The organism is Kitasatospora sp. NPDC085879, assembly GCF_040686255.1.
In the GTDB taxonomy this organism is placed as follows: Bacteria; Actinomycetota; Actinomycetes; order Streptomycetales; family Streptomycetaceae; genus Kitasatospora.
In genome coordinates this window covers 36,250-63,249 of the sequence record NZ_JBFBJZ010000016.1, presented here as the reverse complement: position 1 = coordinate 63,249, position 27,000 = coordinate 36,250, and the positions used below count along the sequence as shown (strand labels likewise).

Here is a 27,000-nt window from a genome sequence, read left to right as displayed (position 1 = left end):
GGGAGCCATGGATGCATTGCCCACCGAGAGCGGGCACACCGAGAACGGTGCGGCCGTACGGCGGCCGGCGGAGCAGCCCGCGCCGCCGGCCCTGGAGAACGTGAGCGAGGTCAGCCTGGGCAAGGTCCGGATCGCGGTCGTCGAGGGTGCCGCCCCGGAGGGTACCGGGGACGACCTCCGGGTCTCCCAGCACCGTACCCGCGCGGGCGAGACCTACCTGCGGGTGAGCTGTCCGCTCTCCGACCCGCTGGCCGTCCCCGAGTTGCTGCGCCAGCTCGCCGACCAGGGCGCACTGCCCTCCGACCGCACCGCCGAACTGCTGGCCCGGGGCATCACCGGGCTGGTCGCCCAAGCCTGCGCCGACTACATGGACCGCGACCCGGACTCGCCCCGGCCGGCCCGCAGCTCGGGCCTGGCCCGCCGCGCCATGCTGCAGCGGATCAAGCACTTCGCGCGCAGCCGGCTCGCCGACCCGGAGTTGAAGCCGGAGATGCTCGCGCAGCACCACCACATCTCGCTGCGCTACCTGCAGAAGCTGTTCCAGGACCACGGGCAGAGCCCTGCCAGCTGGATCCGCGACGAGCGGCTGCACCGCTGCTGCACGGAGCTGCGCGACCCGCGGCTCGCCCACCTGACCATCGCGATGATCGGCGAGCGCTCCGGCCTGTACGGCGCCTCGCACTTCAGCCGGCTGTTCCGCGACCGCTACGGCATCTCGCCGCGCGAGTACCGCCGTGACCACGCACGCCTGACCGACGCCGCCTGAGGCAGGCCGCCCGACCGGGACCGGCCGGCCACCGCACACCCGGCCGGTCCCGCCGCACCGCCCGCACCGCCGTCCGACAGACACCCGATCGACCCGGGACGACCGGCGCCCGCCGGTCCCGACCGAAAGGCCCTCTCCTTGTCCAGCTTCGAATACCCGGGCGAGTTCTACGAGGTGATCCGCAAGGATTTCCGCGATCTCGCCGCCGAGACCGAGTTCCTCGCCTCGTACCTGCCGCCCGGCGGGTCGGTCCTCGACATCGGCAGCGCCACCGGCGCCAACCTGCGGGCGCTGGCCGCCCTGGGCCACGCCGGTACCGGCCTCGACCAGAGCGCCGCCTTCACCGAGTACGCCGCCTCGAAGCCCGCGGCGGCGGGCGCGGCCCCGGTCGACTACGTGCGCACCCGCGCCGAGGAGTACACCACCGACCGGCAGTTCGACCTGGTGTACAGCCTGTTCAGCACCCTCAACCAGCTGGACCGCGCCGAGCTGCGGCAGCTGCTGGAGTCGGTCCGCGGCTGGCTCGCCCCCGGCGGCCACGTCGTCGTGGACATCGGCCACCTGCTGAACTTCGTCGACGGCTACCAGCCGAACATCATCGCCCACCACCAGGGCGACGGGCTGCTCGTCACCCGGCTGGCCCGGCAGTCCGTGCACGCCCACCGGGCGGTCTGGCGCAACGAGGAGACCATCATCGCCCGGGACGGCGACGGCACCGTCTCGATGTACGCCAACTTCTTCGACCAGACCGTCTTCACCGCCCCCGAGGTGCGCGACCTGCTGGTGGACGCCGGCTTCGAGGTGGTCGCCGAGTACGGCGGCTTCCGCAAGGAGCCCGGCCCGCGGATAGGCCGCGGCCCGCTGCTGTTCGTCGCCCGCGCCGCCGCGACCGGCGAGGAGGCCGCCGCATGACCGCCCCCACCGACACCTGCACCCTGCCCTCCGCCGTCCTGGACGGCGGCCCGGCGCCCGAGCTCCCGGTCTGCAACCTCGGCGAGGCGCTGCAGCGCGCCTCTGCCCGGCCCGACGCCGGCCGCATCCACTTCGTCCGCGCGGACGGCTCCGACACGGTGCTCGAGTACCCCGAGCTGCTGGACGGCGCCCGGCGGATCCTCACCGGTCTGCGCGCGGGCGGCGCCCGCCCGGGCGACCGGGTGCTGCTGCAGATCCGCGAGGAGTCCGACCTGCTGGCCGCGTTCTGGGCGGCCGTCCTCGGCGGCCTGGTGCCGATCCCGGTGCCGCCGGGCCGCACCGACGCCCCGGAGGCCGCCGCCCAGCAGCTGGAGTGGATCTGGGCCGGCTACCAGCACCCCTGGGTGGTGGTCGGCGACGACGGCGCCGCCGCCAGTCCGGCGATGGCCGAGGCGGGTAGCTGGCTCGGCCGCACCGGCGAGCTGAGCGGCCACGCCCCGGCCGAGGAGCTGCACCCGGCCCGGGCCGACGACCTCGCCGTGCTGCTGCTGACGTCCGGCAGCACCGGTGTGCCGAAGGCCGTCGCGCTGACCCACCGCAACATCCTGGCCCGCTCGACGGCCACCGCCGAGGTCCGCCGGCTGGACGTGACCAGCCGGTCCTTCAACTGGATGCCGCTCGACCACATCGGTGGCCTGGTCATGTTCCACGCCCGCGACGTGCTGCTCGGCTGCACCCAGGTGCACGCCCGCACCGAGTGGATCCTGGCGGACCCGACCCGCTGGTTCGAGCAGATCTCCCGGCACGGCTGCGACACCACCTGGGCGCCCAACTTCGCCTTCGGCCTGGTCAACGACCGGGCCGAGGAGATCGCCGGCCGCGACTGGGACCTGCGCAGCCTGCGCTACATCATGAACGGCGGCGAGTCGGTCAAGGCCCGGGTGATCCGGCGCTTCCTCGACCTGCTGGCCCCGTTCGGCCTGCCGCGCACCTCGATGCACCCCGGCTGGGGCATGTCGGAGACCTCGGCCGGCATCGTCGACTTCGTCTTCGACCCGGACACCATGGGCGACGAGCGCTTCGTCCCGGTCGGCCGCCCGCACCCGGGCGTGCTGCTGCGCGTCGTGGACGAGCACGACGGGCTGCTGCCGGCCGGCACCGTCGGCCGGCTCCAGGTGACCGGCGCCCCGGTGTTCTCCGGCTACTACGAGAACCCGGAGCAGAACGCGAAGTCCTTCACCGAGGACGGCTGGTTCCGCTCCGGCGACCTCGCCGTGATCGAGGACGGCATCCTCACCGTGACCGGCCGGGTGGACGACCTGATCACCCTCAACGGCGCCGAGTACCACGGCCACGAGATCGAGGCACTGGTCGAGGAACTCCCCTTCGTGGAGCCCTCGTTCACCATCGTCTCGCCGTGCACGGCGGCCGGCGGCGAGGAGGAGCTGGTGGTCTTCTACCACCCGCGCGGCACCGCCGGCGCCGACGAGGCCGACCGCCGGATCCGCGACCTGGTCACCGAGCGGTACGGCGTGCGCCTCGGCGGGGTGGTCACCCTGGCCCGCGAGGACGTGCCGAAGACCGGCATCGGCAAGCTCCGCCGCGCCGAACTGCGCAAGCGCTACGAGGCCGGCACCCCCGGCGGACCGGGCACCAGGGCCTGACACCCCCGCCGGAAGCACGGCAACGAGCGGCTCTTGGTCCGGACACCCGAAGACCGAGAGCCGCTCGCGTGTTTATGGAGAGGGAATGGACGAAAGACGGGGGTCCGGAGGAAGGGTTTGCCTTCGAACCATGGACTGCGGTACGTGAGTTCACGGGCAACGAGGCTGAACGGGAAGGAAGCCGATGGCACAGCAGGAGCGGGCCAGGAGGACGTACGAGGCGGTACTGGACGCCGCGGCGAAGGAGTTCTCCGCCCACGGCTACGCCAACACCAACCTCGGCCATGTGGCGCAGAGCACCGGCGTCACCAAGGGAGCCCTGTACGGCCACTTCGCCTCCAAGGAGGAGCTGGCCGCAGCGCTCGTCCAACACCTCGACGACGCATGGAAGTTGATCGAGGACGGAGTCGGCGACACGCCGGACTCGCCGGTGGAGACCCTGAAGAACGTGACCTGCGCGCTGGTCGCCCGGCTGCACCGCGACATCCGGGTCAACGCGGCCCTGCGGCTGCTGCTGGAAGAGGCCCAGTCCACCAAGCGGACGCCGGCGTTCGTGTCGGACGTGGAACGCACGCTGCTGCGCCTGGTGGTCCAGGCGCAGCAGCGTGGCGAGATGGACTCCGACTACCCGCCGGAGCCGGTGGCCCAGTTGATGACCACCGTGATCTTCGGTGCGCACTACCTCGGGTCGGTGCGCGAGGAGCTGGATCTGATCACCCGGGTCCGCTCGTCCTGGGACGTGCTGCTGCCCGCCCTGGGCGCCCGCTGGGTGAGCTGAAGCCGCCCGCGCTGGGCGGGCAGCCGGACCCCCGCCCGGCGGGGCTCGGCGGCCCGCCCCAGCGCCTGCGCGGCCGCCTCGGCGACCGGCCGGTCCACGGCCCGGCCGGAGTGCCGGTCGCCCGCCCCGGCCACCTCGCGGTGGGCCAGGTCGGCCAGGGCCACGATGCGCTCCGCCACCGGGCGCAGCCGCAGGCCGCTCTCGGTGAGCGCGATGCGCCGGCCGCGCCGGTCGAACAGCACGGCGCCGAGCGAGGCCTCAAGGTGCTGGATCTGAGCCGTCACACTGGACTGCGCGTAGTTCAACTTCTTGGCGGCCCGGGTGAAGCTCATCTCGCTCGACACCTCGAGGAACGAACGCAGATGCTGAAGTTCCATCAGGACTCCTTCGGAGCGGGCCGACGGGCACGGGCAGTGCTGGACGCACCCGACGGTCCGTCAGGACGTGGGGCCGCCGGGCAGGGCGGCGCGGCGGAACACGAGGTCCGCCTGGGCGATCGGACGGCCCGCCTGGGCCGCCGTGGCGCGCACGGTCCGGGCGCCGCCCTCTCCGCCGGTCGCCCGGGCGTCGAGGAGGATCGGCGTGCCGAACTCGCCGTACGCGTGGAACTCGACCCGCAGGCCGGTGAGGACCTCGTGCGAGGCGTCCCCGGCGGCGGGGTCCGCGAGCAGGCCGCCCTGACGGAGGGCCTCCAGCAGCAGCACCGCCTGGACGTGGTCGGATCCGTGGTCGAAGAAGGTGGGGTGGCCCTGGTCCACCCGGAGCCGCCAGCGGGCACCGTCGCCCGGCTGGGCGGTCAGCAGCACCACGTCGTCGGGGCGCCGCCTGCCGACCTGGGCGGGGGTGGCCGCGACCGGGCCGCCGGCCCCGTCCGCCGGGAGGTCCGCGGCGGCCGGGCGGGCGGCCCGCAGCCGCCGGTAGAGCGCCGGGTCGAGGATCTCGCCGCCGATGGTCACCCGGGCGCAGGGGCGGCCCGCACCGGCGTGGACGACGGTGTGCGTCTGGAACGGCATCCGCCGGCCGGGACGGTGCCCGGCGGGGATGTCGACGACCAGGTCGAGGGTGACCTCCTGCGGTGCCCCGAAGGCGGCCCGGGCCGCCCGGTCGTCCGTCAGCTCGAAGTCGAAACTCTTGGCAACGAAAGGGAGTTCCAGCGGAACGCCGTAGTACTCGTGGAACGTGAACATGGTGGCCTGCCGGACCGTCTCGATGACGACCATGCTGTCCGCGGTGCCGCCCGGCCCGGGCTGGAACACCGCGTGGTCGCGGGGCCACTGCGCGGCCAGCAGGTAGCTGTCCGCGGTGGCTCTGGCCGAGTCGGTGAGGAACACCTCCGAGACGGCGGCCTTGTGGACCAGTTTGCGCGACACCGTTCGATGGAAGTCGAGATCTGCGGCGCTCCGCTGTCGCGGCAGCAGTCCGGAGGTCGGATAGGTCAGCTGATCTGGTGCAAAGGTGTCCATCGCGAGCCTTCCCCCACGGGGCTGTGAACGACAGGGCACTGGCCAGGGTCCGACGCTGGGACCGAAAGAAAATATACCTCCGGGAAGGTATGTTGCCAAGCTTTGACCGTCTCCCAAGTCCCTTTCCCCACAAGGGAAAAGCGGGGGCCGCAGCTCCGCGCAGACCGGCGCGAGAGTCCGCGACCCCCGCCGGGGCGCAGTGTGCGGAGCGGTCAGCTCGGCGGCAGCAGCAGGTCCAGCAGCTCCTCGACCCGGTCGACCACGTCGGCGCGGTCGTGCAGGATCCACGACACGTGCTGGACGCCGAAGAAGGACGCCACGATGGTGCGCGCGAGCGACGCCGCCGAGACGTGCGGCGGGAGTTCACCGCTCTCCTTGGCCCGCTCGAGCAGCAGGGTGTAGACGGCGATGTAGTCGATGAACGGCAGCGGCAGCTCGGCGTCGGTGATCATGCGCTCGGTCTGCAGCCGGACGGCCGCCTGCGCCACCACCTCGTCGCGGACCCGGTGGGCCGTCTCCATGGTCAGCCGCCGGACGGTCTCCAGGGGCTTGAGGTCCGGGTCGGCCAGCGCCTCGGTGGTCTTCGGCGCGGCCGCGTAGAAGCTGCCGACCAGTTCCGCGGCGAGCGCCTCCTTGTTCGGGAAGTGGAAGTACACGGCCCCCTTGGTGGCACCGGCCTCCTCGGCGATCTCCTGCATGGTGACGACTTTGAAGCCCTTGTGGGCGAAGAGTGCGGCGGCGGCCTCCAGGACCGTCGCCCGGGTACGCAGTGCCCGTGCCTGTTTCAGGGCCGGAGCACTCCGACCCGCCGCCGTACCCCGGCTCCTGCTGCTGACCGGATTCCCGCTGGCCGCCATGGCTCAACCTCCAGGGGTGCCGGCACGGTCGTGCCGGAGTTTCGCGCGAATCATAACGTCACGAAGGTATGTTCCCAATATTCTGCCGTACGACAGCACCCGGCCACGCACCTGTGTCCCGGAACTCCCGCGTCCGCAAAGGAGGTTGCGGCCTCCTTCCGTGACCGGGCCCGGTCGGCCACGCTGTCCTCGTCGACGACGACGTCCCGGCCCGATCCGCCCGCATCCTCCGGGGCGTCCGGGCATGCCGGTGCAGGCCGGTGGCCGTGGAGCGGCCGGCGTCGTCCCGGCACGTGACGCCAGTCCACGACAGGGGGAGAAAAGTTGAGCATGCTGGACGATCCGTGCACCACTGCCCGGCACGCCGGGCTGCCCGGATCCCTCACCGCGGCCGCCGAGTCGCTCCGGCCGGACGCCTTCCGCCAGGCCGCCGAGGCGGACCGGCTGCGCGGCCTGGACGCCGCACTGACCGAGCGGCTGACCGGCTCCGGCTTCGCCCGCCACTTCGTCCCGCGCCGCTGGGGCGGTGCCGAAGGGAGTTTCACCGAGCTGGTGGCGGCGACCGCCGCACTGGCGGAGGGCTGTACCTCGACCGCCTGGTGCGCCGCCCTGCAGGCGGCCCACGGGCGGCTGGCCGCCTTCCTCCCGGAGGCCGGCCAGCAGGAGATCTGGGGCGACTCCCCGGACGTCCCGATCGCGGCCGCCCTCGTCCCCCCGACCGGCCGGCTGGAGCGCACGGCCGACGGCGGGGCGCTGATCACCGGTAACTGGCGGTGCGTCAGCGGGGTGCGGCAGGCCGTGTGGGTGCTGCTCGCACTGCCCGACCCGGCGGCCCTGCCGGGCGACTTCCTGATCGTGGCCGTCCCCCGGGCGGCGGTCACGGTCCACGACACCTGGCACAGCAACGGATTACGGGGCACCGGCAGCCACGACGTGAGCGTGGCGGAACCGCTGGCCGTCCCACCGCACCGCTGTGTCGGCTTCATGGACCTCGTGCGGGCGTCCGCCGCGACGGACCGGGCCCGCTGCCACGGCGTGCCGCCGCGGCTGGTCGCCGGGCTCGCCTTCGCCGCGCCCGCCGTGGGGGCGGCGCGCGGCGCGCTGAAGGCCTGGGCGGCGCCGCTGGCGGACGCCCACGGGCCCGGCGGACCGGCCGTCAGCCCGGCCCGGTGCGAGGTGATGGCGCGGGCCTCCGCGGAGATCGACATCGCCGCCTCGCTGCTGGCGGACGCCGCGCTGCGGGCGGACACCGGAGCGGTCGGCGACCGCGCCGTCGGCCGCAACCTGCGGGACACCGCGCTGGCGGTCGAACTCACCGTCTCGGCGGTGGAGCGACTGTTCCGGGCCGGCGGGGTGGCCGCCCAGTGGCCGGACTCGGCGCTCCAGCGGGCCTGGCGGGACGTCCATTCGCTGGCCGCCCACGGCGCGCTCAACTGGGACGCCGCGGCGGCCGAGTACACCCGGACGGGCCTGGCCGCTTTCGCCGGCTGACATGCGGGAACGGTCCGGGGACCGGCGGGGTTTCGCGCCCCCGCCGGTCCCCGGACCGCGTGCCCCGGCGCGGGGGCGCGACCCGCGCCGGGGAGTCCGGTCAGGCCGACATCTCCTTGGGCAGCAGCATGTCGCGGGCGATCTGCGGCAGCATCTCGTCGAAGAGCTGCTGCCCGCGCAGCTCGCCGTCCAGGGTGTACGGGATGTCGTCGACCGGGATCACCAGGGCGGGCAGCGCCGGGACGAGCCGGGCGCAGGCCGCCCGGGCGGCCCGTTGGGTGGACTCCTCGTACTGGGCGTCGGCCGGTACGAAGGCGACCAGCAGCAGGTCGCCGTAGTCCGGGAGTTCGCCGATCAGGACGGCGGTCTGGCGGGCGGCGGGCAGCTCGCTGAGCGCCCGCTCCAGGGAGAGCAGCCGGGTGTCGAGGTCGGCCTCGTCCAGCTGGTCGTCGGAGGTGTGCGGCGGAACCGGCGTGGTCATGCGGGGATCTCCGTAGCTGACTGCTTGTCCAGGTGGATGTAGAGGTTGACCAGCGGCATGATCTCGGTGAGCAGCTCGCCGGTGCGGATGGTGCCGGTGGGGCTGTACGGGATGGCGTCGACCGCGATGACGTGCGCGGAGATCCACGGCACGCGGCGGGCGCAGGCCGCGCTGACCGCCCGGTAGGCGGCCGCCTCCAGGTCCCGGGCGACCGGGACGAAGGGCACCGCCAGCACCGGCCCGTGGTCGGGCACGGTGACCCGCAGGACGGCGAGGTCGCGGACGGCCGGCTGGTCGAGCAGCTCGGTCTCCAGGCCGAAGAAGGCGGTGTCGCGGTCGCCGTCGGTGCGGGCCCGCACGGGGCCGCCGGTGCGGCCGGTGAGTTCGAGCCGGCCCTCGTAGTCGATGACGCCGTCGTCGCCGGTGACCAGGAAGGGCCGCGGGCCCTGGCCGTCCCCGAGGTCGACCAGCACGGACGGCGCGGGGGCGTCCCCGTAGGCGTCCATCAGCTGGTAGCTCGCCACCGCGACCCGGCCGCGGACGCCGGGCGGCAGCGGGCGGTGCTCGGCGTCCAGCACGGCGATGCCGATGCCCGGCATGGCGCGGCCGGAGCGGCACGGCGAGAGCGCCAGCTCGTCCGGGCCGAGCAGGGTGACCAGGCCGGTCTCGGTGGAGCCGTAGTAGTGGTGCAGGACGGGGCCGAAGCGGTCCCAGGCCTCGTTGACGATCCAGCGGTTGAGGTGCTGGCCGCCGGTGAGCAGGAAGCGCAGCCGGGAGGTCCGCCGAAGCTCGGCGGAGGCCGGGTGGGCGAGCAGCCGGGAGAGCACCGGCGGCACCATCAGCGTGGCGGTGACGCCCTCGTCGGTGATCAGCCGGCACATCTCGCCGAGGTCGTGGTACGGGCCGAGCACCACGGTGCCGCCGAGGGCGAAGAAGACCCGTGCCCAGCCGGGGCTGGAGGCGTGGTACATCGGCACGGTGACCAGGTAGGTGTCGTCCTCGTCGAAGGCGAACTCGTCGACCAGTTCGGCGAGTCGGCGGGCCTCGAAGGAGCGGCGGCGGATCACCAGCCGGGAGTCGCCGGCGGCGTCGTAGCTCACCGCGAAGTGCTCGTAGGGTTGGGAGATCGGGGCGGTGACCGCGGTCTGCGCGGCGGCCAGCGTCGAGTAGTGCACCGGCTCGCCGGCCTGCGGCTCGGGGACGACCGGCTCGGGTGCGGCGAGCTCCTCGCCCACGCCGTGCAGGTGGACCTGCAGGACGCCCTCGCGGTCGGACCAGCCGGACGCGATGAGCAGCGGGCGGTGCAGCTTGCTGCTGACCACGACGGTCGGACGGAGCTGTTCCAGGGCGTGTGCGGTGGCCTCGGGCCCGGCCTCGAAGTCGAGGCCGGTGATCGGCACGCCCAGGGTCTCGAAGGCGGCCATGGTGACGACCAGCTCCCAGCCGTTGCAGCAGAGGAAGGCGGCGCGGGCGGGCCGTCCCTCGGGCAGCACTGCGGCCAGGCCGCCGGCCACCTTGGCTATCTCGTCGGCCAGTTCGCTCCAGGTGATCCGGCGTCCGCCGTCCACGAGCGCGACGTGGTCCGGCCGTTCAGCGGCGTGCCGCAGGGCGTCTTGCAGCTTGATCATCTCGAACTCCGTTCCAGTGGGCTGGAGTTGGCCCTTCTGGTTCATCCATCGGTTGGGGCGCCGGAACACCTGCCCGGCGGTCTCGCTGGGGAAGGTCGGGCTCTTCTTCGCTGCATGCGGTCGCCGCCGAATGCGCGGGCACGCGTCGGGACACCCACCCGATGGAAACAAACCTTCCCGAAGGTATCAACAGCAATCGGCAGCTCTGATGCGGAGCCCGCCGCCCCTCCCCCGAGCTGCCGGAACCACTCCCACCTGGGCACATGCCCGACGTGCGCGGATCCACGACGCCCGGTGCGCGGACCGGCAACACCCCCGTCCGGGCGGTCGGTAGCTTCGGCCGGGCACCGTCCCACCGCGCCAAGCCAGCGTCCACCGTGGAAGGAACAGCCCCATGAAGCGCCGTTTCGTCGCCCTCGCCGCCGCCCTCGCCATCTCCGCAGGCGGCGCCACCCTCGTCGCCGGCCAGGCCTCCGCCGACGACGGCACCGCAGCCGCGACGACCGCCACCACCCGCACCGCCCTGCCCCCGTTCGCGGGCAAGACCTACCTGATCACGGTCGACAACGGGAACGTCTACAAGAACACCTACTCCGCCGACGGCACCTCGCTGCACTCGGTGACCGTCGCTGGCACCGGCGTCGGCGAGACCTTCGACGCCACCCTGGCCACCGCCCAGGTCGGCTGGGGCCTCTACTTCACCAGCTGGGTCGAGCCCAACGGCGTGACCGTCAGCCACGTCATGAACTTCAACAACAACACGGTGAAGGTCTACTTCACCTTCGCCACCGCCACCGGCACCCGCCTCGGCCAGCTGCACAGCGCCACCCTGAGCTGCGTGGCCTGACGCCATCGGCCCGCATCCGGGGCGCCGGCCCGACCCCCCTTCCGGCCCGGCGCCCCCGGCCGTGCCCGGGTACCGTCCCACCCGGCGGTACCCGGGCACCCCGGCCGACAGTGGTTGACTGGAGTCCATGAGCATTCACGAGAACCTGCTCGGCGGCCCGCCGCCGACCCACCTGCCGGCCGAGCCCGGTCCGCTGGAGGCGCTGGCCCAGGGCGCCTCGCCCTCCGAGGTCGCAGCGAAGTTCCCGACCTCCTCGCTCGCCTGGGCGCAGCTCGCGGACGACGCCTACGCCGCCGGCCGGGTCGTCGAGTCGTACGCCTACGCCCGCACCGGCTACCACCGCGGCCTCGACGCGCTGCGCCGCAACGGCTGGAAGGGCCACGGCCCGGTGCCGTGGGAGCACGAGCCCAACCGCGGGTTCCTGCGCGCCCTGCACGCCCTGGCCCGGGCCGCCGCCGCCATCGAGGAGAAGGACGAGGCCGAGCGCTGCGCCCAGTTCCTGCGCGACAGCTCGCCGACCGCCGCCGACATGCTGGGCTGACCGCCCGCACTCGTCCGCGGGCGGTCGCCACGGCCGCCCGCGGACACCCGGCGGTCCCGCCGCCGGGCAGGCCCCGCCCGCCCGGATTCGCCCGCCCCGACCCGCCCGCCCGGCCGGCCCGTCGGCCCGGCAGACTGTGCGCCGGCACCGGACGGCGACAGGGGCGGGCACGGCATGACGGAACACCGGCGCAGGACACGGCAGCTCGCCTGGGCGGGCCTGGCCGCGCTCGCCGTCCTGGGCATCGGCCTGTGGGCCGGCCGCTCGGGCGGCCCGCTGCTGGTCGCCCGAATCTGCGACCACCCGGTGGTGCTGGGCACCGTCGCGCTCGTCCTGCTGACCGCGGCGCTGGTGCGCCGGACGCGCTCGCGGATCGTCCGGGCCGAGACGGTGCTGGTGGCCGCTCTGCTGACCCCGGTCCTCCCGGCGGCGCAGTTCCTCGGGCTGTTCTGGAACGGCGAGGTGACCGTACGGCAGGCCGCGCCCGGGCGCCCGGAGCGCACACTGGTGGTCGAGGAGGCCCCCGACCTGATCGACACGCTCAGCCGGGTCTACGTCGACGACGGCACCGGGCTCGCCGAGCGGCGATGGCACGTCGGCGAGTTCACCGATGACGACCCGTCGAAGGAGCTGACCGAGGTGGGCTGGGACGGCCCGGACCGGCTGCGCATCACCATCGGCGACGAGGTGCACCTGGTCGAGCTCGCCCCCGGCGGCCGGCCCGCCCGCTCCTTCCACCTGCGCTGACGCCGCCGGCCCGGGTGCCCGCCCGGCCCGCAACCGGCTCCGGTTGCCGCGCGTCTCCACTCGTGCCCGGGGCCCCGGCCCGACCCGCGCGGGGCAGCCGATGCATACCGGGTATGTGGACATGCGGGCCGCTTGCGTGCGAGGGTGGATCGACGGTATCGATCGCGCAACATCATGACGTTCCGTCACGTCCCGTCGTCGACCAGAGAGCCCCTCGTGCGAGCAGCCTCCGCCACCAGGAACGCACCCGCGCCCAGCAGACGCCGCGCCCGACAGCAGCGGCGGCGGCGGGCGCGGCGGCGCACCGCCTTCGGCATAGGCCTGCTCTGCTCACTGACGGTGCTGGGCGGCACCGCGTTCATGGTCATCGGGAGCGGCGGCGACACCGGCGCCGGCGGCCCGACCGCCCAGGCCCGGCCGATCCCGCCGCTGGCCAGCAGCGCCGCACCGGCCGTCCAGAAGACCGAGACGCCGACACCCACGCCCACCCCGACTCCGACCCCCACCACGGTCGTCGAGAAGGGCAAGGGCACCTTCACCATCGCCACCTCGAAGGGCGGCGCGGTCGGCAAGGGCACGATCCGCCGCTACCGGGTCGAGGTGGAGGACGGCATCGGCATCGACCCGCAGGCCGCCGCCCAGCAGGTCCAGGCGATCCTGAGCGACAAGCGCAGTTGGACGGCCGACGGCAAGAACGGCTTCAAGCTGGTCTCCGACGGCGTGTACGACTTCACCGTCAAGGTGGCCTCGCCCACCACGGTGGACCAGATCTGCGGCTCGGCCGGCCTGGACACCAAGGGCGAGGTCAACTGCGACGTCGGCAAGCAGGTGGTCGTCAACTCCAAGCGCTGGCTGACGGGTTCGCCGCAGTTCAGCGGCACGCTGGACGACTACCGGGCACTCATCGTCAACCACGAGGTCGGGCACCGGATCGGCCACGGCCACGAGGGCTGCCCCGGCAAGGGCAAGCCGGCGCCGGCGATGATGCAGCAGATCTACGGCCTCAACGGCTGCGTCGCCAACGCCTGGCCGTACACCGCGGACGGCACCTACATCAGCGGCCCGAGCGTCCCGTAGCCGCCCGGCGGCTGCCGCCGGGCGGTGCCACGGCGGCAGCCGTTCACGCCGTCAGAAGCGGATCGCCGCCACGCCCTCCCCGGTACCGGCGGCCAGCAGCCCGTCGACGAGCGCCAGCGCCCAGATCTGCGAGCCCAGCCGCAGATCGAGCGGCGCGTCCGCGCCCGGGACCCTGAGCCGGACCAGGCCGTCCGCCCAGGCGGCCGCGATCACCGGCCCGGCCGGAGTGTCCGCCGCGGCGACGGCGGTGACCTGGCTGTCCCGGCGGTCGACCGGCTCGGCGGCCGCGCCCTCGGCGGCGGTGTCCCAGCGCCGCACCGTGCCGTCGAACCCGCCGCTGACCAGCAGCGCGGCCGTACCGGCCAGTGCGGTCACCGGGCCCTCGTGCAGCTTCTCGCCGACCGTGCCGCCCTCGGGCCGGCAGCGGTGGACCGTCCCGGCGTCGTCGGCCACCGCCGGCAGGCCCTGTCCGCCGGATACGGTGACGGCGCTCAACTCGCCCTGGACGGCCGCCCGCAGGGCCTGCAGGGCCTGTTCCGCGGCGGCCTCGCCCGGGGTGCCGGGGGCGCCGGAGGAGTCCGGCAGGACGGCCGCGGTGCCGTCCGCGTCCAGCAGCAGCACGGTGCCGTCCGGGGCCGAGGCCAGCCCGCGCAGCGGCCGGGCCTCCGGCAGGGCGACCCGGGCCAGCGGCCGCCCCGACGCCGCGTCCACCGTCCGCACCACTCCTGCGGGGTCGGCCAGCAGCAGCTGCCCCGCGGTGGCGCCGCCGCCGACCGCCAGCCCGGCCACCGGGCCGGGCCAGCCCTTCGAGGAGCCCGGCCACATCGCCCACTCGGCCCGCCAGGGCGCGGGCACCTCGGCGAGCCGCTCGGCGGCGGTGTCGTCCATGCCGATCAGGCGGGTGCGCAGCACCGCGGCGCGGACGGCCGGATCGTCCTCGCCGACCAGTGCCGGCCCGGCCGCCGTCCAGGCGTCGGGGACCGGCCCGTTGACGAAGTCCAGGGCCGCGGTGACGGCCACCGGTTCGGCCCGGCTGAGGAGTTGGGCGTCGGCGAGCAGCCCGGCCACCGAGCCGTCCTTGGCGGCGGCCGTCCACAGGTCGCCGAGCAGCGCGGCGTCGGCCGCCCCGAGGTCGGGGCTGCCGTCGGGGTGCCGCGGCACCCGGGCGATCAGCTCCGCCGCCGTCTCGGCCGGCCGCCCGGCGGTGCCGTCGGCCGCGCCGGGGCTGGGGTAGCCCGCCGGGTCGGCACCCACCGCGGCCGCCCAGGCGGCGAACCGGGCGGGGTCGGTCCACTCCGGCCGGTCCAGGTCCAGGACGGCGGGCTCCGGCACCACCGCGGCGAAGGCGGCGGCCGCCGCGCCGCCGTCCGGCGCCTCGACGACCATCCGCACCAGCTCGGACTCGGCGAGCGGGCTCAGCAGCCTGGCCACCAGGTGGGAGGGGTGCACCGCGCGGCCCAGGTCGGGGACGCAGAGCACCACCGGCCGGCCCTCGTCGGTGATGGCGGTGAGCAGCTCCTCCGGGCTGCCCGCCAGGTGGCCGAGCCGGCGGCCGAGCAGCCAGAGCGCGCTGTCGACGGTGAGCCGATCACCGGCGAGCACCGCGTCCACCCGCTGCCGCTCGGGCACCTGCTCGCCGGTGCAGGCCTCGGCGAGCCAGGTCAGCAGGTGGGTCTTGCCCGCGCCGGGAGAGCCCGCGACGCGGCACAGCCGCGGTGCGCGCGGGTCGGCCAGCCAGCCCAGCAGCGCCTGTCCGGCCGGTCTGCGGCCCGCCCTCAGCGGCGGTATCCGACGCGCGCCGTCACTCATGCCCTGGTCCCCTCGTAGCTTGGTGAACGACCCATGAGCTTACTGAGCGCCGGCGCACCGACGGGCCGTCACCCCGCTGCCGCCGTGCCGACCGGGCGGGCGGCGCCGGCGCAGTGTCAGCCGAGGACGGGCAGCAGGCCGCTGAGGTCGCTGCGCTCGCCGCCGGCGTGCACCTCGGCGGCCTCGACGGCGTCCGGCCAGGCGCGCCGGCCGGTGGCCAGCCGGATCCAGGTCAGCGGGTCGGTCTCGACGACGTTCGGCGGGGTGCCGCGGGTGTGCCGCGGGCCCTCGACGGCCTGCACGACCGCGTACGGCGGGATCCGCACCTCGACGGCGCCACCGGGCGCCTGGTCGGCGAAGGCGTCGGCGAGCAGCCGGGTGGCGGCGGCCACCGCCTGCCGGTCGTGCGGGAAGGCGGCGGTGCCGAGGGCGTCCGCGAGGTCGTCGGCGTGCACCACGGTCTCCACCAGCCGGGTGACCAGGAAGTCGGCGAGCGGCATCGGGCCGAAGCGCATCGCGATCAGCCGGCCGGCCTCGGTCGCGGACGGGCCGGAGAGGACCGCGAGGAGTTCGTCGCAGCGCCGGTCGAACTCGGCGGCCACCTCGGCGGGTGCCCCGGCGAACGGGCCGGCCGCGAGCTCCTCGGCGATGTCGTTGATGGTGGCGGCGGCGGTGCGGGTGCTCCGCGCCCAGTCGAGCGGGGTGACGGCCGGCTGCTCCGGCAGCGGGTCGTCCAGGTGGGCCGGCACCCAGCTGACCACCATGCCCAGGTGGGACACCAACTCCCGGACCCGCCAGTCCCCGAGGCGGGTCGGCAGATCGAGCTGATCCGCGGTCAGGCCGCGGACGGCGCCGCGCAGCGCCTCGGTCTGCCCGGCGAGCGCGGCGCGCACCTTGGCCGGGTCGTACGTGCGGGTCTTGGTCGGCATACCCGGCAGCGTACGCCGAAGGGCGGCCGGCTCCGCAGAGCCGGCCGCCCCTCGGGACGTGCGACGGTCAGGCCAGCAGGGCCTCGATGACGCCGGTGTGGGCGTCCTTCAGCTCCGCCAGCGTGACGGTGAACTGACCCTGGACCTCCAGGGCGTCGCCGTCGACGACACCGATCCGGGCGACGGGCAGGCCGCGGGCACCGCACATGTCGTTGAACCGGACCTCCTCGCTGCGCGGCACGGCGACCACCGCGCGGCCGGCCGACTCGGAGAACAGGAACACGAACGGGTCCATGCCCTCCGGGACGACCACGCGGGCGCCGTTGCCACCCTTGAGGCAGCTCTCCACCAGGGCCTGGCCGAGGCCGCCGTCGGAGAGGTCGTGCGCGGCGTCGATCATGCCGTCGCGGGAGGCCGCGATGAGGATCTCGCCGAGCAGCCGCTCGCGCTCCAGGTCGACCTTGGGCGGCAGGCCGCCGAGGTGGTCGTGCGCGACCTGGGCCCAGGCCGAGCCGCCGAGCTCGTCCTCGGTGTCGCCGAGCAGGTACAGCAGCTGGCCCTGCTCGCCGAAGCCGATCGGGGTGCGGCGGGTGACGTCGTCGATGACACCGAGCACCGCGACCACCGGGGTCGGGTGGATGGCGGTCTCGCCGGTCTGGTTGTACAGCGAGACGTTGCCGCCGGTGACCGGGGTGCCGAGCACCAGGCAGGCGTCGGCCAGGCCACGGGTCGCCTCGGCGAACTGCCACATCACGTCCGGGTCCTCGGGGGAGCCGAAGTTGAGGCAGTCGGAGACGGCGAGCGGCTTGGCACCGCCGGCCGCGACGTTGCGGTAGGCCTCGGCCAGGGCCAGCTGGGCGCCGGTGTACGGGTCCAGCTTGGCGTAGCGGCCGTTGCCGTCGGTGGCGACCGAGACGCCGAGGTTGGTCTCCTCGTCGATCCGGATCATGCCGGAGTCCTCGGGCACCGAGAGCACGGTGTTGCCCAGCACGTAGCGGTCGTACTGGTCGGTGATCCAGGCCTTGGAAGCCTGGTTCGGCGAGCCGGCGACCTTGAGCAGGGCGTCCTTGAGCTCGTCGCCGCCGGCGGGGCGGGCGAGCCGCTCGGCGGTGGGGGCGTCGGCCTGCAGCGCGTCCTGCCAGCTCGGGCGGGCGTACGGGCGGTGGTAGGTCGGGCCCTCGTGGGCGACGGTGCGCGGCGGCACGTCCACGACCTGCTCGCCGTGCCAGAAGATCTCCAGGCGCTCGCCGTCGGTCACCTCGCCGATGACGGTGGCGATGACGTCCCACTTCTCGCAGATGGCGAGGAAGCGCTCGACCTTGTCCGGCTCGACGATGGCGCACATGCGCTCCTGCGACTCGCTCATGAGGATCTCCTCGGGCGAGAGCGTGTTGTCGCGCAGCGGCACGGTGTCGAGGTCGATCCGCATGCCGCCGGTGCCGGCCGAGGCGAGCTCGGAGGTGGCGCAGGAGAGGCCGGCGCCGCCGAGGTCCTGGATGCCGGCGACCAGGTTCTCCTTGAAGATCTCCAGGGTGCACTCGATGAGGAGCTTCTCCTGGAAGGGGTCGCCGACCTGGACGGCGGGGCGCTTGGCCGGGCCGGTGGCGTCGAAGGTCTCCGAGGCCAGCACGGAGACACCGCCGATGCCGTCGCCGCCGGTGCGGGCGCCGTAGAGGATGACCTTGTTGCCGGGGCCGGAGGCCTTGGCGAGGTGGATGTCCTCGTGCTTCATGACGCCGACGCAGAGCGCGTTGACCAGCGGGTTGCCCTGGTAGCAGGAGTCGAAGACGACCTCGCCGCCGATGTTGGGCAGGCCCAGGCAGTTGCCGTAGCCGCCGATGCCCGCGACGATGCCGGGCAGCACGCGGCGGGTGTCCGGGTGGTCGGCCGCGCCGAAGCGCAGCGGGTCCATCACCGCGACCGGGCGGGCGCCCATCGCGAGGATGTCGCGGACGATGCCGCCGATGCCGGTGGCCGCACCCTGGTAGGGCTCGATGTACGACGGGTGGTTGTGCGACTCGACCTTGAAGGTGACCGCGTAGCCCTGGCCGACGTCGACGACGCCGGCGTTCTCGCCGATGCCGACGAGCATGGCGTCGTTCTCCGGGGCCTTCTCGCCGAACTGCTTCAGGTGGACCTTGGAGCTCTTGTACGAACAGTGCTCCGACCACATGACGGAGTACATCGCGAGCTCGGCGCCGGTCGGGCGGCGGCCGAGGATCTCCCGGATGCGCGCGTACTCGTCCTCCTTGAGGCCGAGTTCGGCCCAGGGCTGGGCCGCGTCCGGGGTCTGCTCGGCGTTCTTGACGGTGTCGAGGCTCATCAGGCGTTCACCAGCTGCTTCAGGACGGAAGTGAAGAAGCCCAGGCCCTCGGTGGTCGGGCCGGTGAGCGGCTCCACGGCGTGCTCCGGATGCGGCATCAGGCCGACGACGTTGCCGGCGGCGTTGGTGATGCCGGCGATGTCGCGGTACGAACCGTTCGGATTGACGTCGAGGTAACGGGCCACGACCCGTCCCTCCGCCTCGAGTTCGTCCAGGACGTGCTCGTCGGCGACGAAGCGGCCCTCGCCGTTCTTCAGCGGTACGACGATTTCCTGGCCGCTCGCGTAATCGGACGTCCACGCTGTGTCGGCGTTCTCGATGCGCAGCTTCTGGTCGCGGCAGATGAAGTGCAGCGAGTCGTTGCGGGTGAGCGCGCCGGGCAGCAGGTGCGATTCGCACAGCACCTGGAAGCCGTTGCAGATACCGAGGACGGGCATTCCCTGCCGGGCCTGCTCGATGATGGTGTCCATGACCGGCGAGAAGCGGGAGATGGCCCCGCAGCGCAGATAGTCGCCGTACGAGAATCCGCCCGGCAGCACGACGGCGTCGACCTGGTGCAGGTCCTTGTCCCGGTGCCAGAGGGCGACCGGCTCGGCGCCGGCGAGACGGACCGCGCGCTGGGCGTCGCGGTCGTCGAGAGAGCCGGGGAAAGTGACGACGCCGACGCGGGTTGTCACTTCGCCTCTCCCTCGACGCGGACGGTGAAGTCCTCGATCACGGTGTTGGCGAGAAACTTCTCGGCGGCCTCGCGGATGCGGGCGAGCGCGGCGTCGTCCACCGGCCCTTCCAGCTCCAGTTCGAAACGCTTGCCCTGGCGGACGTCGGCGATCCCGGCGAAGCCGAGACGCGGCAGTGCGCGCTGCACCGCCTGTCCCTGGGGGTCGAGGATCTCCGGCTTGAGCATGACGTCGACTACGACGCGTGCCACTGGCACTCCCGGTGGTGATTGCGTGAAGGCGGGGGACCTTCAGACTACCTGGGATTTCGGGGCTCTCGGCGGGTCGCCCCTGGTGACGCGCGTAGACAAACGCCCCTTACGCCACAAGGGCTCCGGGCCTTCGAGACCCGCCCGGGCACCCCATTTCGCCGGATTCAATCCCCGCCCGGCCGACCGGGCCGAGAACACCCGAATACCGGCACTCCGGACATGTCGACCACGACTATCCCGCTCTATCCGGCATCCTCGTGAAGCCTCGTGAATATCCGGAAAAAAGGAATGCCGAGCCCTTCGATTTCCAGCCTCTTTGGGTGCAGAATAGGGCGACCGGCGGCAGCGAGCGGCTGTCATTCGGCATGGCATGTCCGCATGCCGTCATGCGCGCGCCACCGGCGGACGGGCCACCGGACACCAGCACCCGGCGGCCGAATTGCCCGAGAGGATTGACACCCATGGCTCAGCGTGTAGTCGTCACGCTCTCCGACGACCTGGACGGCGGCACTGCCGCAGAAACCGTCCACTTCGGTGTCGACGGGAAGTCGTACGAGATCGACCTCTCCGTGGAGAACGCGGAGAAGCTGCGGGAGGCCCTCGCCCCGTTCGTCGCGGCCGGCCGTCGGCAGAGCCGCACCGGCAAGTCCTTCCGCCGCACCGCCCTGACGCCCGACCCGCAGGCCGTTCGCGCCTGGGCGCAGTCGCACGGCATGGACCTCCCGGCCCGCGGCCGCATCCCCAAGGCCGTCTACGAGCAGTTCGCCGAGGCCAACTGAGCGTGCCGACGCCCCGCCCCGGTACCCCTCCGGGGAAAGGGTGGGGCAAGCACGTCGATCGATGGGGTAGAGTATTTCTCGTCGCCGCAACCGGAGGCCGAAAGGCAGCCGGGTAAGGCGGCCGGTGCCCAGGCACCGTGCGGACGTGGCTCAGTTGGTAGAGCATCACCTTGCCAAGGTGAGGGTCGCGAGTTCGAATCTCGTCGTCCGCTCGCAGTGTTCCAGCAACACAGCAGTACAACTCAACAGCATGCGGACGTGGCTCAGTTGGTAGAGCATCACCTTGCCAAGGTGAGGGTCGCGAGTTCGAATCTCGTCGTCCGCTCCGAGTACGAAGGGCTCCCTCGCAGAGGGGGCCCTTCGTCGTGTTCCCGGTGCTCGTTCCGGGCCTCCGGCGGCCCGATGACATTTGTCACCGCCGACCCGTGCAAGCGCACGGGCAGTCGGTGACGGCACGCACTGACCGTGCGCGTCGGGCGCCGGGAGGCTGGAGGCATGAAGGACACCAGCCACTCCGGGCCCGCCGTCGAGGCCGTGGAACTGCACCGCCGCTACGGCCCGTCCGGCCCGGGCGGCTTCGACGCCGTCCGCGGCCTCGACCTCACCGTCCACCGCGGTGAGCTCTTCGCCCTGCTCGGCACCAACGGCGCGGGCAAGACCTCCACCATGGAGCTCCTCGAAGGGCTGGCCGCGCCGACCGGCGGGCAGGTCCGGGTGCTCGGTCACGACCCGCACCGCGAGCGCACCGCCGTCCGCCCGCGGATCGGCATCATGCTCCAGGAGGGCGGCTTCCCCGGTGACCTGACCGTCGCCGAGACCTGCCGCGGCTGGGCCGGGCTCACCAGCGGCGCCCGCCCGGTCGACGAGGCGCTCGGCCTGGTCGGCCTCGGCGCCCGGGCCGGGGTGCGGGTCAAGCAGCTCTCCGGCGGCGAGCGCCGCCGCCTGGACCTGGCGGTCGCCCTGCTCGGCCGCCCCGAGGTGCTCTTCCTGGACGAGCCCAGCACCGGCCTCGACCCCGAGGCACGCGCGGCCGTCTGGCGGCTGGTCCGCGAGCTGCGCGGCGAGGGCACCACCGTGCTGCTCACCACGCACTACCTGGAGGAGGCCGAGGAGCTCGCCGACCGGCTCGCCATCATGCACGCGGGCCGGATCGCCGCCACCGGCACCGTCGCCGAGGTCATCGCCGACCGCCCGTCCCGGATCACCTTCGAACTCCCGGAGCGCTGCGGCCCGTACGAGGCGATCGGCCTGCCCGCCCTGCCCGCCGCGGAGATCACCGCCGAGGGCCGCCGGATCACCGTCCGCACGCCGCAGCTCCAGGCCGACCTCACCGACCTCCTCGGCTGGGCCGCCCACCACGGCGTCGCGCTCGGCGGCCTCGAGGCCCGCGGCGCCACCCTCGAGGAGGCCTTCCTCGCCATTGCCGCCGACGCGGCCGCCACCCCCGAGACGATCGGCAGCCCCCGATGACCGTGCCCGCCGTGCCCGCCGCGACCACCACCACCGCCGGCCGCATGCTCGCCCTCGGCCGCACCGAGGCCACCCTGCTGCTCCGCAACCGCACCGCGCTCTTCATGGCCGTCGCCCTGCCGATGGTGATGATGGTGTCCCTCAAGGGCATCCTCGACCAGCAGGCCGAGACCACCCCGAACCTCGACCTCCACGCCAACCTGGTCAACGGCGTGGCCGGGCTGATCCTGCTCTTCGTCGTCTACTACAACCTCACCACCGCCTACGTCGCCCGCCGCGGCGAGCTGGTGCTCAAGCGGCTGCGCACCGGCGAGGCCCGCGACCTGGAGATCATGCTCGGCACCGCGCTGCCCTCGGTCGTCCTCGGCCTGCTGGAGTGCGGTGTGATCGGCGCGGTGGGCGCCGCCCGGCTGGATCTGCCCACCCCGGTCAACCCGGTGCTGATGGCCGCCGGCCTGCTGCTGGGCACCTCCCTGCTGATCGCGCTCGCCGCCGCCACCAGCGCCTTCACCAAGTCGGTGGAGACCGCCGGCATCACCACCCTGCCGCTGCTGCTGGTCTCCCAGCTCGGCGCCGGACTGCTCATCCCGCTGGAGACCATGCCGGACGGGCTCGCCACCGCCTGCCGGCTGCTGCCGACCACCCCGGCCTTCCAGCTGATCCGGCTCGGCTGGTTCGGCACCGACGGCTCCGACGCTCCCACCGACTTCCTGGGCAGCTGGCCGGAGGCCCTGCCGCACCTGGGCCTCGGCCTGCTCTGGCTCGCCGCCGCCGTCTGGGCCGCCCGTCGCTGGTTCCGCTGGGAGCCGCGCGGCTGAACCGCGCCACCGGGCCCGGGGCACGGCCCCCGCCGGTCCGCCGCCCCTGCCGCACCGGAGGAATCCGGCGGCCACCGCTGATGGGAGGATCTGACGACCGTGCATCCGTCGAGAGGGGACGACGTGGACATGCCGAAGCCGTCGCGGCGCTGGCGGGACCTGGGCAAACCGAAGCTCACCGAGATCTTCATCCGCTGGTCCCTCTACCTGACCGGGCTGCTGCAGCCGCTCCTCCTCGGCGGAGCCCTCTCGGGGCAGAAGGAGAAGGAGCTGCCCGGCGCCGTCGCCATCGCCGTCGTCGCCGCCTCCCTGGCCTCCACGGCGCTCTTCATCGTCTGCTGCCGCACCGGCCTCGCGCACTACCTCGGCCGCCGGGCCCGGCCCACCGGCTGGCTGGCCGCCTTCAGCGCCGGCACGTTGGCGGGCTACTGGGTCTTCCTCGGTGCCGGCCACCCGACCGTCGAGGAGCCCGTCCCGGCCGGCGTCGCCACCGCCACCTGGCTGCTGGTCTTCTGGTTCGCCCCGCTGGCCATCGCCCTCCCGGTGAAGGCCTCCGCTCCGCTCGGGCTGGCGGGGCTGGCGGTCAGCGTCCCCGTCGCCGTGCTGGCCGGCGTGCCGGCCGGCGCCGCGGTCGGCCTGGCCGTCGGCGCCGGAATCGCGATGGCCATGGTCGGTGCCACCTGGCGCGGCTCCGCCTGGATCGTCGCCGTGGTCTGGGAACTCGACGCCGCCCGCGAGGCCCAGGCCCGGCTCGCCGTCGCCGAGGAACGCCTGCGCTTCTCCCGGGACCTGCACGACGTGCTCGGCCGCAACCTCACCACCATCGCGCTCAAGAGCGAGCTCGCCGTGCAGCTCGCCCGCCGCGGCCGGACGGAGGCCGCCGACCAGATGGTCGAGGTCCAGCGGATCGCCCAGGAGTCGCAGCGCGAGGTCCGCGAGGTGGTCCGCGGCTACCGCACCGCCGATCTGGCCGCCGAGGTCGCCGGGGCACGCTCGGTCCTGCGTGCGGCCGGTGTCGAGTGCGAGATCGACCTCGGCCCGGACGCCGCCGCCCTGCCGGCCGTCGCCCAGTCCGTGCTCGGCTGGGTGGTCCGCGAGGCCACCACCAATGTGCTGCGGCACAGCGAGGCCGCGCACTGCACCGTCACCCTGCGCCTCGACGGCGGCCACGTCCGGCTGGAGGTCGAGAACGACGGCGTCACCGAGCGGACCGCCGGCCGCGAGCAGCCCGGCACCGGCCTGCTCGGCCTGCGCGAGCGGCTCGCCGCCCACGGCGGCGGGCTCGCCCTGCCGGCCCCCGGCGCCGGCCGCTTCCGACTCACCGCATCGCTCCCCCTCGCCCTTCCGGCCCTGGAGGTGGCCGCCCCGTGACCGATCCCGTCCGCATCCTGCTCGCCGACGACGAGCACCTCATCCGCGGGGCCCTCGCCACGCTGCTCGGGCTGGAGGACGATCTGCAGGTCGTCGCCCAGGCCGCGTCCGGGCCGGAGGCCCTGGCGATGGCCCGCGCGCACCGGCCCGACGTCGCCGTCCTCGACCTGCAGATGCCCGGGCTGGACGGGATCGAGGTCGCCGCCGAACTGCGGCACGTCCTGCCGGGCTGCCGGACGATGATCGTCACCGGGCACGGGCGGCCCGGCTACCTCAAGCGGGCGCTGGAGGTCGGGGTCCGCGGCTTCCTGCCGAAGACCGTCTCCGCCTCCGACCTCGCCGGGATCATCCGCACGGTCGTCGCGGGCGGCCGCTACGTCGACCCGGAACTCGCCGCCGACGCCATCAGCGCGGGCGACAGCCCGCTGACCCCGCGCGAGACGGACGTCCTGGAGCTGGCCGCCCACGGCGCCCCGATCGCCGAGATCGCCGAACGGGCCGCCCTCTCCCCCGGCACCGTCCGCAACTACCTCTCCTCCGCCGCCGGCAAGCTCGGCGCCGAGAACCGCCACGCCGCCGTCCGGATAGCCCGCGAACACGGCTGGCTCTAGGCCCGACGCCGGCAGGCAAGGCCGAGGGGCAGCCACCCTCGGTGCGGAAGTTCCGCACCCCGGTGGCTGCCCCTCGGCGGCGCTCCTCTCAGACCCAGGAGGTGCCGGTGAGACGCTCGTAGGCCTCGATGTACTTGGCGCGGGTCCGCTCGACGATCTCCGCGGGCAGCGCCGGCGGCGGCTCCTCGCCGGTGCGGTCCCAGCCGGACTCCGGCGAGGCCAGCCAGTTGCGGATGATCTGCTTGTCGAAGGAGGGCTGCACCTGGCCGGGCTTCCACTCGTCTGCGGGCCAGAAACGGGAGGAGTCCGGGGTCAGCACCTCGTCGCCGATGACCAGCTCGCCGTCCAGCAGGCCGAACTCGAACTTGGTGTCGGCCAGGATGATGCCCCGCTCGCGGGCGATGTCCCGGGCGCGGGAGTACACGGCCAGCGTGGTCTGCCGCAGGGTGGCGGCGAGTTCGGCACCGAGCCGGCGGGCGGTCTCCTCGTAGGGGACGTTCTCGTCGTGCTCGCCGACCTCGGCCTTGAGGGCCGGGGTGTAGAGGGGAGCGGGCAGCTCGGAGCCGTCCTCCAGGCCCTCGGGGAGGGCGATGCCGCAGACGGTGCGGGAGTCCCGGTACTCGGCGAGGCCGGAGCCGGTCAGGTAGCCGCGGGCGACGCACTCGACGGGCACCATGTCCAGGCTGCGGCAGATCAGGGTGCGCCCCTTCCAGTCCGCGGGGGCTCCGGCCGGCAGCTCGGTGGAGACGACGTGGTTGGGCACGATGTCGGCGATCCGCTCGAACCACCACAGCGAGAGCTGGGTGAGGATGCGGCCCTTGTCCGGGATCTCGTTGGGCAGCACCCAGTCGAAGGCGGAGGTGCGGTCGCTGGCCACCATCACCAGGTCGCCGTTGGCGGCACGGTACAGGTCGCGCACCTTGCCGGTGTGCAGGTGGACCAGGCCGGGTACCTGGACGGGCTCGGGCTTGGTGACAAATCCGCTCAAGGTCGTCTCGTCCTCAGGGAAGGGGGCTGACGGCCCGAGTCTTTCACGCCCGCACCCCGGCCTCCTTGCAGAGGTGGTCGAGCAGGTTGGCTGTGGCGCGCTGGACACGCTCGTCGGTGTGCCCGGGACGGTCCAGCGCGGGCGACCAGGCGAAGGTGCCGGCCGCGAAGACGTACGCGCCGCTCGGTGCCCGGTACAGGGAGCTCTGCTGGTGGCGCAGCCGCCCGGCGCTGTCCCGGTACGGGGAGTGGGCGAGCAGGATCCGTTCGGTGTGGTCGGGCAGCGGCGCCCGCGGGTGGTAGTGGTCGGCCTCCCCGGCCACCAGGCCGGGCAGCGGGTCGCCGTCCTGCAGGCCGGTGCCGGCCCACAGCCAGTGGCCGGTGTTGCGGGCGATCATGGGGGCGGGCACGGGCACCCGGCCGGCGTACTGCACGCCGAGCAGTGCCTGTTCGGGCTCGCCCGCCTCGCGCCAGAGCGCCCCCGCGGTGCCGGGCAGCCCGGCCGCCGGGCTGCCCGCCGGGACCTTCTGCCGCTTGCGGCAGTTGAGCAGCCGGTGCGGCTCGCCGGACGGCCCCGGGGAGAGGTCGACCCGCCAGTACATGGTGTTGGCGGAGAGGAACACCAGCGAGGTGCCGGTGTCCCGGGCGTGCTCGACCGTCCGCCGCATCGGCTCCGACCAGTACTCGTCGTGCCCGGGGAAGACCATCGCCCGGTGCCGCTCCGGCTCGACCAGCCCGGCGTGCAGATCGGTGGCGGTGGCGTAGGCGAGGTCGTAGCCGTACCGCTCGGCCCAGCGGATGAAGTCGTAGGCGTGCCCGACGTGCAGCGGCAGCCCGGCACCGGCGTGCGGGCGGTCGAAGGAGACGGTGACGGCGGCCTCGGCCTCGCCGACCAGCCGCCCCTCGCCGTCCCAGGCGTGGTAGAGGCTGGCCCCGGTGTGCCCGTCCTCCGGGAAGAGGTTGTACGCCTGCCAGGTCACGTCGGGCAGGACGAGCAGCAGGTCCGCGGGGTGCGCCGGGTCCGCGTCCCGGACGGTGAAGGGGACGTGGCTGCGGTGCCGGTTGTCGGCGGTGGTGAGCACCGCGACGTACGCCCCGGCACGCCAGTGCGCGGGGATGTGCAGCCGCCAGGACTGCCACCAGTGGTGGCAGGAGACCGTCCGGCCGACGACCAGCGGCGGAGCCTGCGACAGCCCGGAGATCAGCGGGCTGGAGGAGACCTGGCGGGCGCCGTCGCCGCCGTAGTGGCCGATCCGGTAGACGTCCACGGTGAACTCGCGGGGCGGGTTCACCGTCACCCGGAAGTCCACCGCGCCGCCCGGCCGGACCACACCGGCCGAGGCGAAGCCCTTGATCTGCTGGTCGACGTCGTCGGAGTTCGCCGGGCTGTTGACCGGCGGTGCGGGCCTGGGCGCGGTCAGCGGCTGCTGGCCGGGCGCGTCCACGCTGACGTACCAGGGCACCCCGCCGTCGGCGAGGTACTGGTCGGGGCTGCGCAGCCACGGCAGCGGCCCCTGGCCGAAGGGGTCGGACACGCCGTGCGCCAGCGTGCCGGACTCCCAGCGGCGGTTGAGTTCCGTCCCCACGCGCCCCTCCCACGGTCGCCGGCGTCAGGCTCGGCCCGCCCGTCCGCGACTGGCATGTGCCACACGGATGTGCGTGCGGTCCAGCACACCACAGGTTGCTGGCACTGCGTCACCCCACCGTAGCAACTGGTAGGCAA

General features: G+C 73.8%; 26 protein-coding genes and 2 tRNA genes. 16 read left to right on the top strand and 12 right to left on the bottom strand.

Annotation, left to right across the window (positions count from 1 at the left end):
- Positions 1-7 precede the first annotated feature (7 nt).
- The 4 genes from AB0P35_RS14985 to AB0P35_RS14970 all read left to right on the top strand — a co-directional run bounded on the left by AB0P35_RS14985 (position 8) and on the right by AB0P35_RS14970 (position 4,120).
- Positions 8-766 (top strand): helix-turn-helix domain-containing protein, encoded by a 759-nt coding sequence (locus AB0P35_RS14985; RefSeq protein ID WP_363510669.1) that lies wholly within the window; start codon positions 8-10, stop codon positions 764-766.
- Positions 767-904: 138 nt separating this feature from the next.
- A complete protein-coding gene (locus AB0P35_RS14980) occupies positions 905-1,678 on the top strand; it encodes a class I SAM-dependent methyltransferase (RefSeq protein ID WP_363510666.1) in 774 nt (257 codons plus the stop codon).
- Positions 1,675-3,342, top strand: a complete 1,668-nt coding sequence (locus AB0P35_RS14975) for an AMP-binding protein (protein WP_363510663.1) — start codon at positions 1,675-1,677, stop codon at positions 3,340-3,342. The genes AB0P35_RS14980 and AB0P35_RS14975 overlap by 4 nt, the downstream gene beginning before the upstream one ends.
- Positions 3,343-3,526: 184 nt before the next feature.
- Positions 3,527-4,120 (top strand): TetR/AcrR family transcriptional regulator, encoded by a 594-nt coding sequence (locus AB0P35_RS14970; protein ID WP_095873920.1) that lies wholly within the window; start codon positions 3,527-3,529, stop codon positions 4,118-4,120.
- Here AB0P35_RS14970 and AB0P35_RS14965 read toward each other — a convergent pair.
- The 3 genes from AB0P35_RS14965 to AB0P35_RS14955 form a co-directional block, all read right to left on the bottom strand.
- Entirely contained in the window at positions 4,021-4,497 is a 477-nt protein-coding gene (locus tag AB0P35_RS14965; protein WP_363510658.1) for a LysR family transcriptional regulator, read from the bottom strand. The genes AB0P35_RS14970 and AB0P35_RS14965 overlap by 100 nt on opposite strands.
- Positions 4,498-4,557: 60 nt before the next feature.
- Positions 4,558-5,490: a ScbA/BarX family gamma-butyrolactone biosynthesis protein gene (locus AB0P35_RS14960; protein WP_363510655.1), complete on the bottom strand. Its 933-nt coding sequence runs from the start codon at positions 5,488-5,490 to the stop codon at positions 4,558-4,560.
- A gap of 305 nt (positions 5,491-5,795) precedes the next feature.
- Positions 5,796-6,440 (bottom strand): ScbR family autoregulator-binding transcription factor, encoded by a 645-nt coding sequence (locus AB0P35_RS14955; RefSeq protein WP_095873917.1) that lies wholly within the window; start codon positions 6,438-6,440, stop codon positions 5,796-5,798.
- A 330-nt stretch (positions 6,441-6,770) separates the two neighbouring features.
- On the opposite strand from AB0P35_RS14955, the gene AB0P35_RS14950 reads away from it, so the two are divergent.
- Positions 6,771-7,931, top strand: coding sequence for an oxidoreductase (locus AB0P35_RS14950; RefSeq protein ID WP_363510650.1), 1,161 nt, complete (start codon positions 6,771-6,773; stop codon positions 7,929-7,931).
- Positions 7,932-8,031: 100 nt separating this feature from the next.
- Here AB0P35_RS14950 and AB0P35_RS14945 read toward each other — a convergent pair whose 3' ends face one another.
- Entirely contained in the window at positions 8,032-8,412 is a 381-nt protein-coding gene (locus AB0P35_RS14945; protein WP_095873915.1) for a hypothetical protein, read from the bottom strand.
- The gene (locus AB0P35_RS14940; protein WP_363510647.1) at positions 8,409-10,040 is read right to left on the bottom strand and encodes a class I adenylate-forming enzyme family protein; all 1,632 of its coding nucleotides are present in this window, start codon (positions 10,038-10,040) and stop codon (positions 8,409-8,411) included. The genes AB0P35_RS14945 and AB0P35_RS14940 overlap by 4 nt, the downstream gene beginning before the upstream one ends.
- A 394-nt stretch (positions 10,041-10,434) precedes the next feature.
- Between AB0P35_RS14940 and AB0P35_RS14935 the strand changes: the two genes are divergently transcribed.
- The 4 genes from AB0P35_RS14935 to AB0P35_RS14920 all read left to right on the top strand — a co-directional run bounded on the left by AB0P35_RS14935 (position 10,435) and on the right by AB0P35_RS14920 (position 13,252).
- On the top strand, positions 10,435-10,887 hold the full coding sequence (locus AB0P35_RS14935; protein ID WP_363510644.1) for a hypothetical protein: 453 nt from the start codon (positions 10,435-10,437) through the stop codon (positions 10,885-10,887).
- 127 nt (positions 10,888-11,014) lie between these two features.
- A complete protein-coding gene (locus AB0P35_RS14930) occupies positions 11,015-11,428 on the top strand; it encodes a DUF3151 domain-containing protein (protein WP_095873912.1) in 414 nt (137 codons plus the stop codon).
- A 174-nt stretch (positions 11,429-11,602) separates the two neighbouring features.
- The gene (locus AB0P35_RS14925) at positions 11,603-12,175 is read left to right on the top strand and encodes a hypothetical protein (protein WP_363510641.1); all 573 of its coding nucleotides are present in this window, start codon (positions 11,603-11,605) and stop codon (positions 12,173-12,175) included.
- A 216-nt stretch (positions 12,176-12,391) separates the two neighbouring features.
- Positions 12,392-13,252: a DUF3152 domain-containing protein gene (locus tag AB0P35_RS14920; protein WP_363510638.1), complete on the top strand. Its 861-nt coding sequence runs from the start codon at positions 12,392-12,394 to the stop codon at positions 13,250-13,252.
- Between the two features lie 51 nt (positions 13,253-13,303).
- Here the strand turns inward: AB0P35_RS14920 and AB0P35_RS14915 are convergent, their stop codons facing one another.
- From AB0P35_RS14915 to purS, 5 genes are all read right to left on the bottom strand, one after another.
- Positions 13,304-15,061, bottom strand: a complete 1,758-nt coding sequence (locus AB0P35_RS14915; protein WP_363510635.1) for a hypothetical protein — start codon at positions 15,059-15,061, stop codon at positions 13,304-13,306.
- A gap of 116 nt (positions 15,062-15,177) precedes the next feature.
- Positions 15,178-15,990, bottom strand: coding sequence for a sterol carrier family protein (locus AB0P35_RS14910; protein ID WP_363510632.1), 813 nt, complete (start codon positions 15,988-15,990; stop codon positions 15,178-15,180).
- Between the two features lie 67 nt (positions 15,991-16,057).
- The gene (purL, locus tag AB0P35_RS14905) at positions 16,058-18,313 is read right to left on the bottom strand and encodes a phosphoribosylformylglycinamidine synthase subunit PurL (protein WP_363510629.1); all 2,256 of its coding nucleotides are present in this window, start codon (positions 18,311-18,313) and stop codon (positions 16,058-16,060) included.
- A complete protein-coding gene (gene purQ, locus AB0P35_RS14900) occupies positions 18,313-18,990 on the bottom strand; it encodes a phosphoribosylformylglycinamidine synthase subunit PurQ (RefSeq protein ID WP_095873906.1) in 678 nt (225 codons plus the stop codon). Before purQ ends, purL begins: the two co-directional genes overlap by 1 nt.
- A complete protein-coding gene (gene purS / locus AB0P35_RS14895) occupies positions 18,987-19,247 on the bottom strand; it encodes a phosphoribosylformylglycinamidine synthase subunit PurS (RefSeq protein ID WP_179419427.1) in 261 nt (86 codons plus the stop codon). Before purS ends, purQ begins: the two co-directional genes overlap by 4 nt.
- A 455-nt stretch (positions 19,248-19,702) precedes the next feature.
- On the opposite strand from purS, the gene AB0P35_RS14890 reads away from it, so the two are divergent.
- From AB0P35_RS14890 to AB0P35_RS14860, 7 genes are all read left to right on the top strand, one after another.
- Positions 19,703-20,020: an Lsr2 family protein gene (locus AB0P35_RS14890; RefSeq protein ID WP_030274670.1), complete on the top strand. Its 318-nt coding sequence runs from the start codon at positions 19,703-19,705 to the stop codon at positions 20,018-20,020.
- Positions 20,021-20,159: 139 nt separating this feature from the next.
- Positions 20,160-20,232: transfer RNA gene (locus AB0P35_RS14885), tRNA-Gly, on the top strand.
- A 40-nt stretch (positions 20,233-20,272) separates the two neighbouring features.
- Positions 20,273-20,345 (top strand) — tRNA-Gly (locus AB0P35_RS14880).
- A 170-nt stretch (positions 20,346-20,515) separates the two neighbouring features.
- On the top strand, positions 20,516-21,490 hold the full coding sequence (locus tag AB0P35_RS14875) for an ABC transporter ATP-binding protein (RefSeq protein ID WP_363510624.1): 975 nt from the start codon (positions 20,516-20,518) through the stop codon (positions 21,488-21,490).
- Positions 21,487-22,308: an ABC transporter permease gene (locus AB0P35_RS14870; RefSeq protein ID WP_363510621.1), complete on the top strand. Its 822-nt coding sequence runs from the start codon at positions 21,487-21,489 to the stop codon at positions 22,306-22,308. The genes AB0P35_RS14875 and AB0P35_RS14870 overlap by 4 nt, the downstream gene beginning before the upstream one ends.
- Positions 22,309-22,437: 129 nt before the next feature.
- Positions 22,438-23,679 (top strand): sensor histidine kinase, encoded by a 1,242-nt coding sequence (locus AB0P35_RS14865; RefSeq protein ID WP_363510618.1) that lies wholly within the window; start codon positions 22,438-22,440, stop codon positions 23,677-23,679.
- Positions 23,676-24,290: a response regulator transcription factor gene (locus AB0P35_RS14860; RefSeq protein WP_363510615.1), complete on the top strand. Its 615-nt coding sequence runs from the start codon at positions 23,676-23,678 to the stop codon at positions 24,288-24,290. Before AB0P35_RS14865 ends, AB0P35_RS14860 begins: the two co-directional genes overlap by 4 nt.
- Before the next feature lie 88 nt (positions 24,291-24,378).
- Here AB0P35_RS14860 and AB0P35_RS14855 read toward each other — a convergent pair whose 3' ends face one another.
- Positions 24,379-25,278, bottom strand: a complete 900-nt coding sequence (locus AB0P35_RS14855; protein WP_363510612.1) for a phosphoribosylaminoimidazolesuccinocarboxamide synthase — start codon at positions 25,276-25,278, stop codon at positions 24,379-24,381.
- Positions 25,279-25,321: 43 nt separating this feature from the next.
- A complete protein-coding gene (locus AB0P35_RS14850; RefSeq protein ID WP_363510609.1) occupies positions 25,322-26,863 on the bottom strand; it encodes a N,N-dimethylformamidase beta subunit family domain-containing protein in 1,542 nt (513 codons plus the stop codon).
- Between the last annotated feature and the right edge of the window lie 137 nt (positions 26,864-27,000).

Bases quoted from the DNA above. Each gene is read 5' to 3' on its own strand.
- AB0P35_RS14985 (WP_363510669.1), top strand. From the start codon at position 8: ATGGATGCATTGCCCACCGAGAGCGGGCACACCGAGAACGGTGCGGCC.
- AB0P35_RS14975 (WP_363510663.1), top strand. From the start codon at position 1,675: ATGACCGCCCCCACCGACACCTGCACCCTGCCCTCCGCCGTCCTGGAC.
- AB0P35_RS14970 (WP_095873920.1), top strand. From the start codon at position 3,527: ATGGCACAGCAGGAGCGGGCCAGGAGGACGTACGAGGCGGTACTGGAC.
- AB0P35_RS14965 (WP_363510658.1), bottom strand. From the start codon at position 4,497: ATGGAACTTCAGCATCTGCGTTCGTTCCTCGAGGTGTCGAGCGAGATG.
- AB0P35_RS14955 (WP_095873917.1), bottom strand. From the start codon at position 6,440: ATGGCGGCCAGCGGGAATCCGGTCAGCAGCAGGAGCCGGGGTACGGCG.
- AB0P35_RS14950 (WP_363510650.1), top strand. From the start codon at position 6,771: ATGCTGGACGATCCGTGCACCACTGCCCGGCACGCCGGGCTGCCCGGA.
- AB0P35_RS14945 (WP_095873915.1), bottom strand. From the start codon at position 8,412: ATGACCACGCCGGTTCCGCCGCACACCTCCGACGACCAGCTGGACGAG.
- AB0P35_RS14940 (WP_363510647.1), bottom strand. From the start codon at position 10,040: ATGATCAAGCTGCAAGACGCCCTGCGGCACGCCGCTGAACGGCCGGAC.
- AB0P35_RS14935 (WP_363510644.1), top strand. From the start codon at position 10,435: ATGAAGCGCCGTTTCGTCGCCCTCGCCGCCGCCCTCGCCATCTCCGCA.
- AB0P35_RS14930 (WP_095873912.1), top strand. From the start codon at position 11,015: ATGAGCATTCACGAGAACCTGCTCGGCGGCCCGCCGCCGACCCACCTG.
- AB0P35_RS14925 (WP_363510641.1), top strand. From the start codon at position 11,603: ATGACGGAACACCGGCGCAGGACACGGCAGCTCGCCTGGGCGGGCCTG.
- AB0P35_RS14915 (WP_363510635.1), bottom strand. From the start codon at position 15,061: ATGAGTGACGGCGCGCGTCGGATACCGCCGCTGAGGGCGGGCCGCAGA.
- AB0P35_RS14910 (WP_363510632.1), bottom strand. From the start codon at position 15,990: ATGCCGACCAAGACCCGCACGTACGACCCGGCCAAGGTGCGCGCCGCG.
- purL (WP_363510629.1), bottom strand. From the start codon at position 18,313: ATGAGCCTCGACACCGTCAAGAACGCCGAGCAGACCCCGGACGCGGCC.
- AB0P35_RS14890 (WP_030274670.1), top strand. From the start codon at position 19,703: ATGGCTCAGCGTGTAGTCGTCACGCTCTCCGACGACCTGGACGGCGGC.
- AB0P35_RS14875 (WP_363510624.1), top strand. From the start codon at position 20,516: ATGAAGGACACCAGCCACTCCGGGCCCGCCGTCGAGGCCGTGGAACTG.
- AB0P35_RS14870 (WP_363510621.1), top strand. From the start codon at position 21,487: ATGACCGTGCCCGCCGTGCCCGCCGCGACCACCACCACCGCCGGCCGC.
- AB0P35_RS14865 (WP_363510618.1), top strand. From the start codon at position 22,438: ATGCCGAAGCCGTCGCGGCGCTGGCGGGACCTGGGCAAACCGAAGCTC.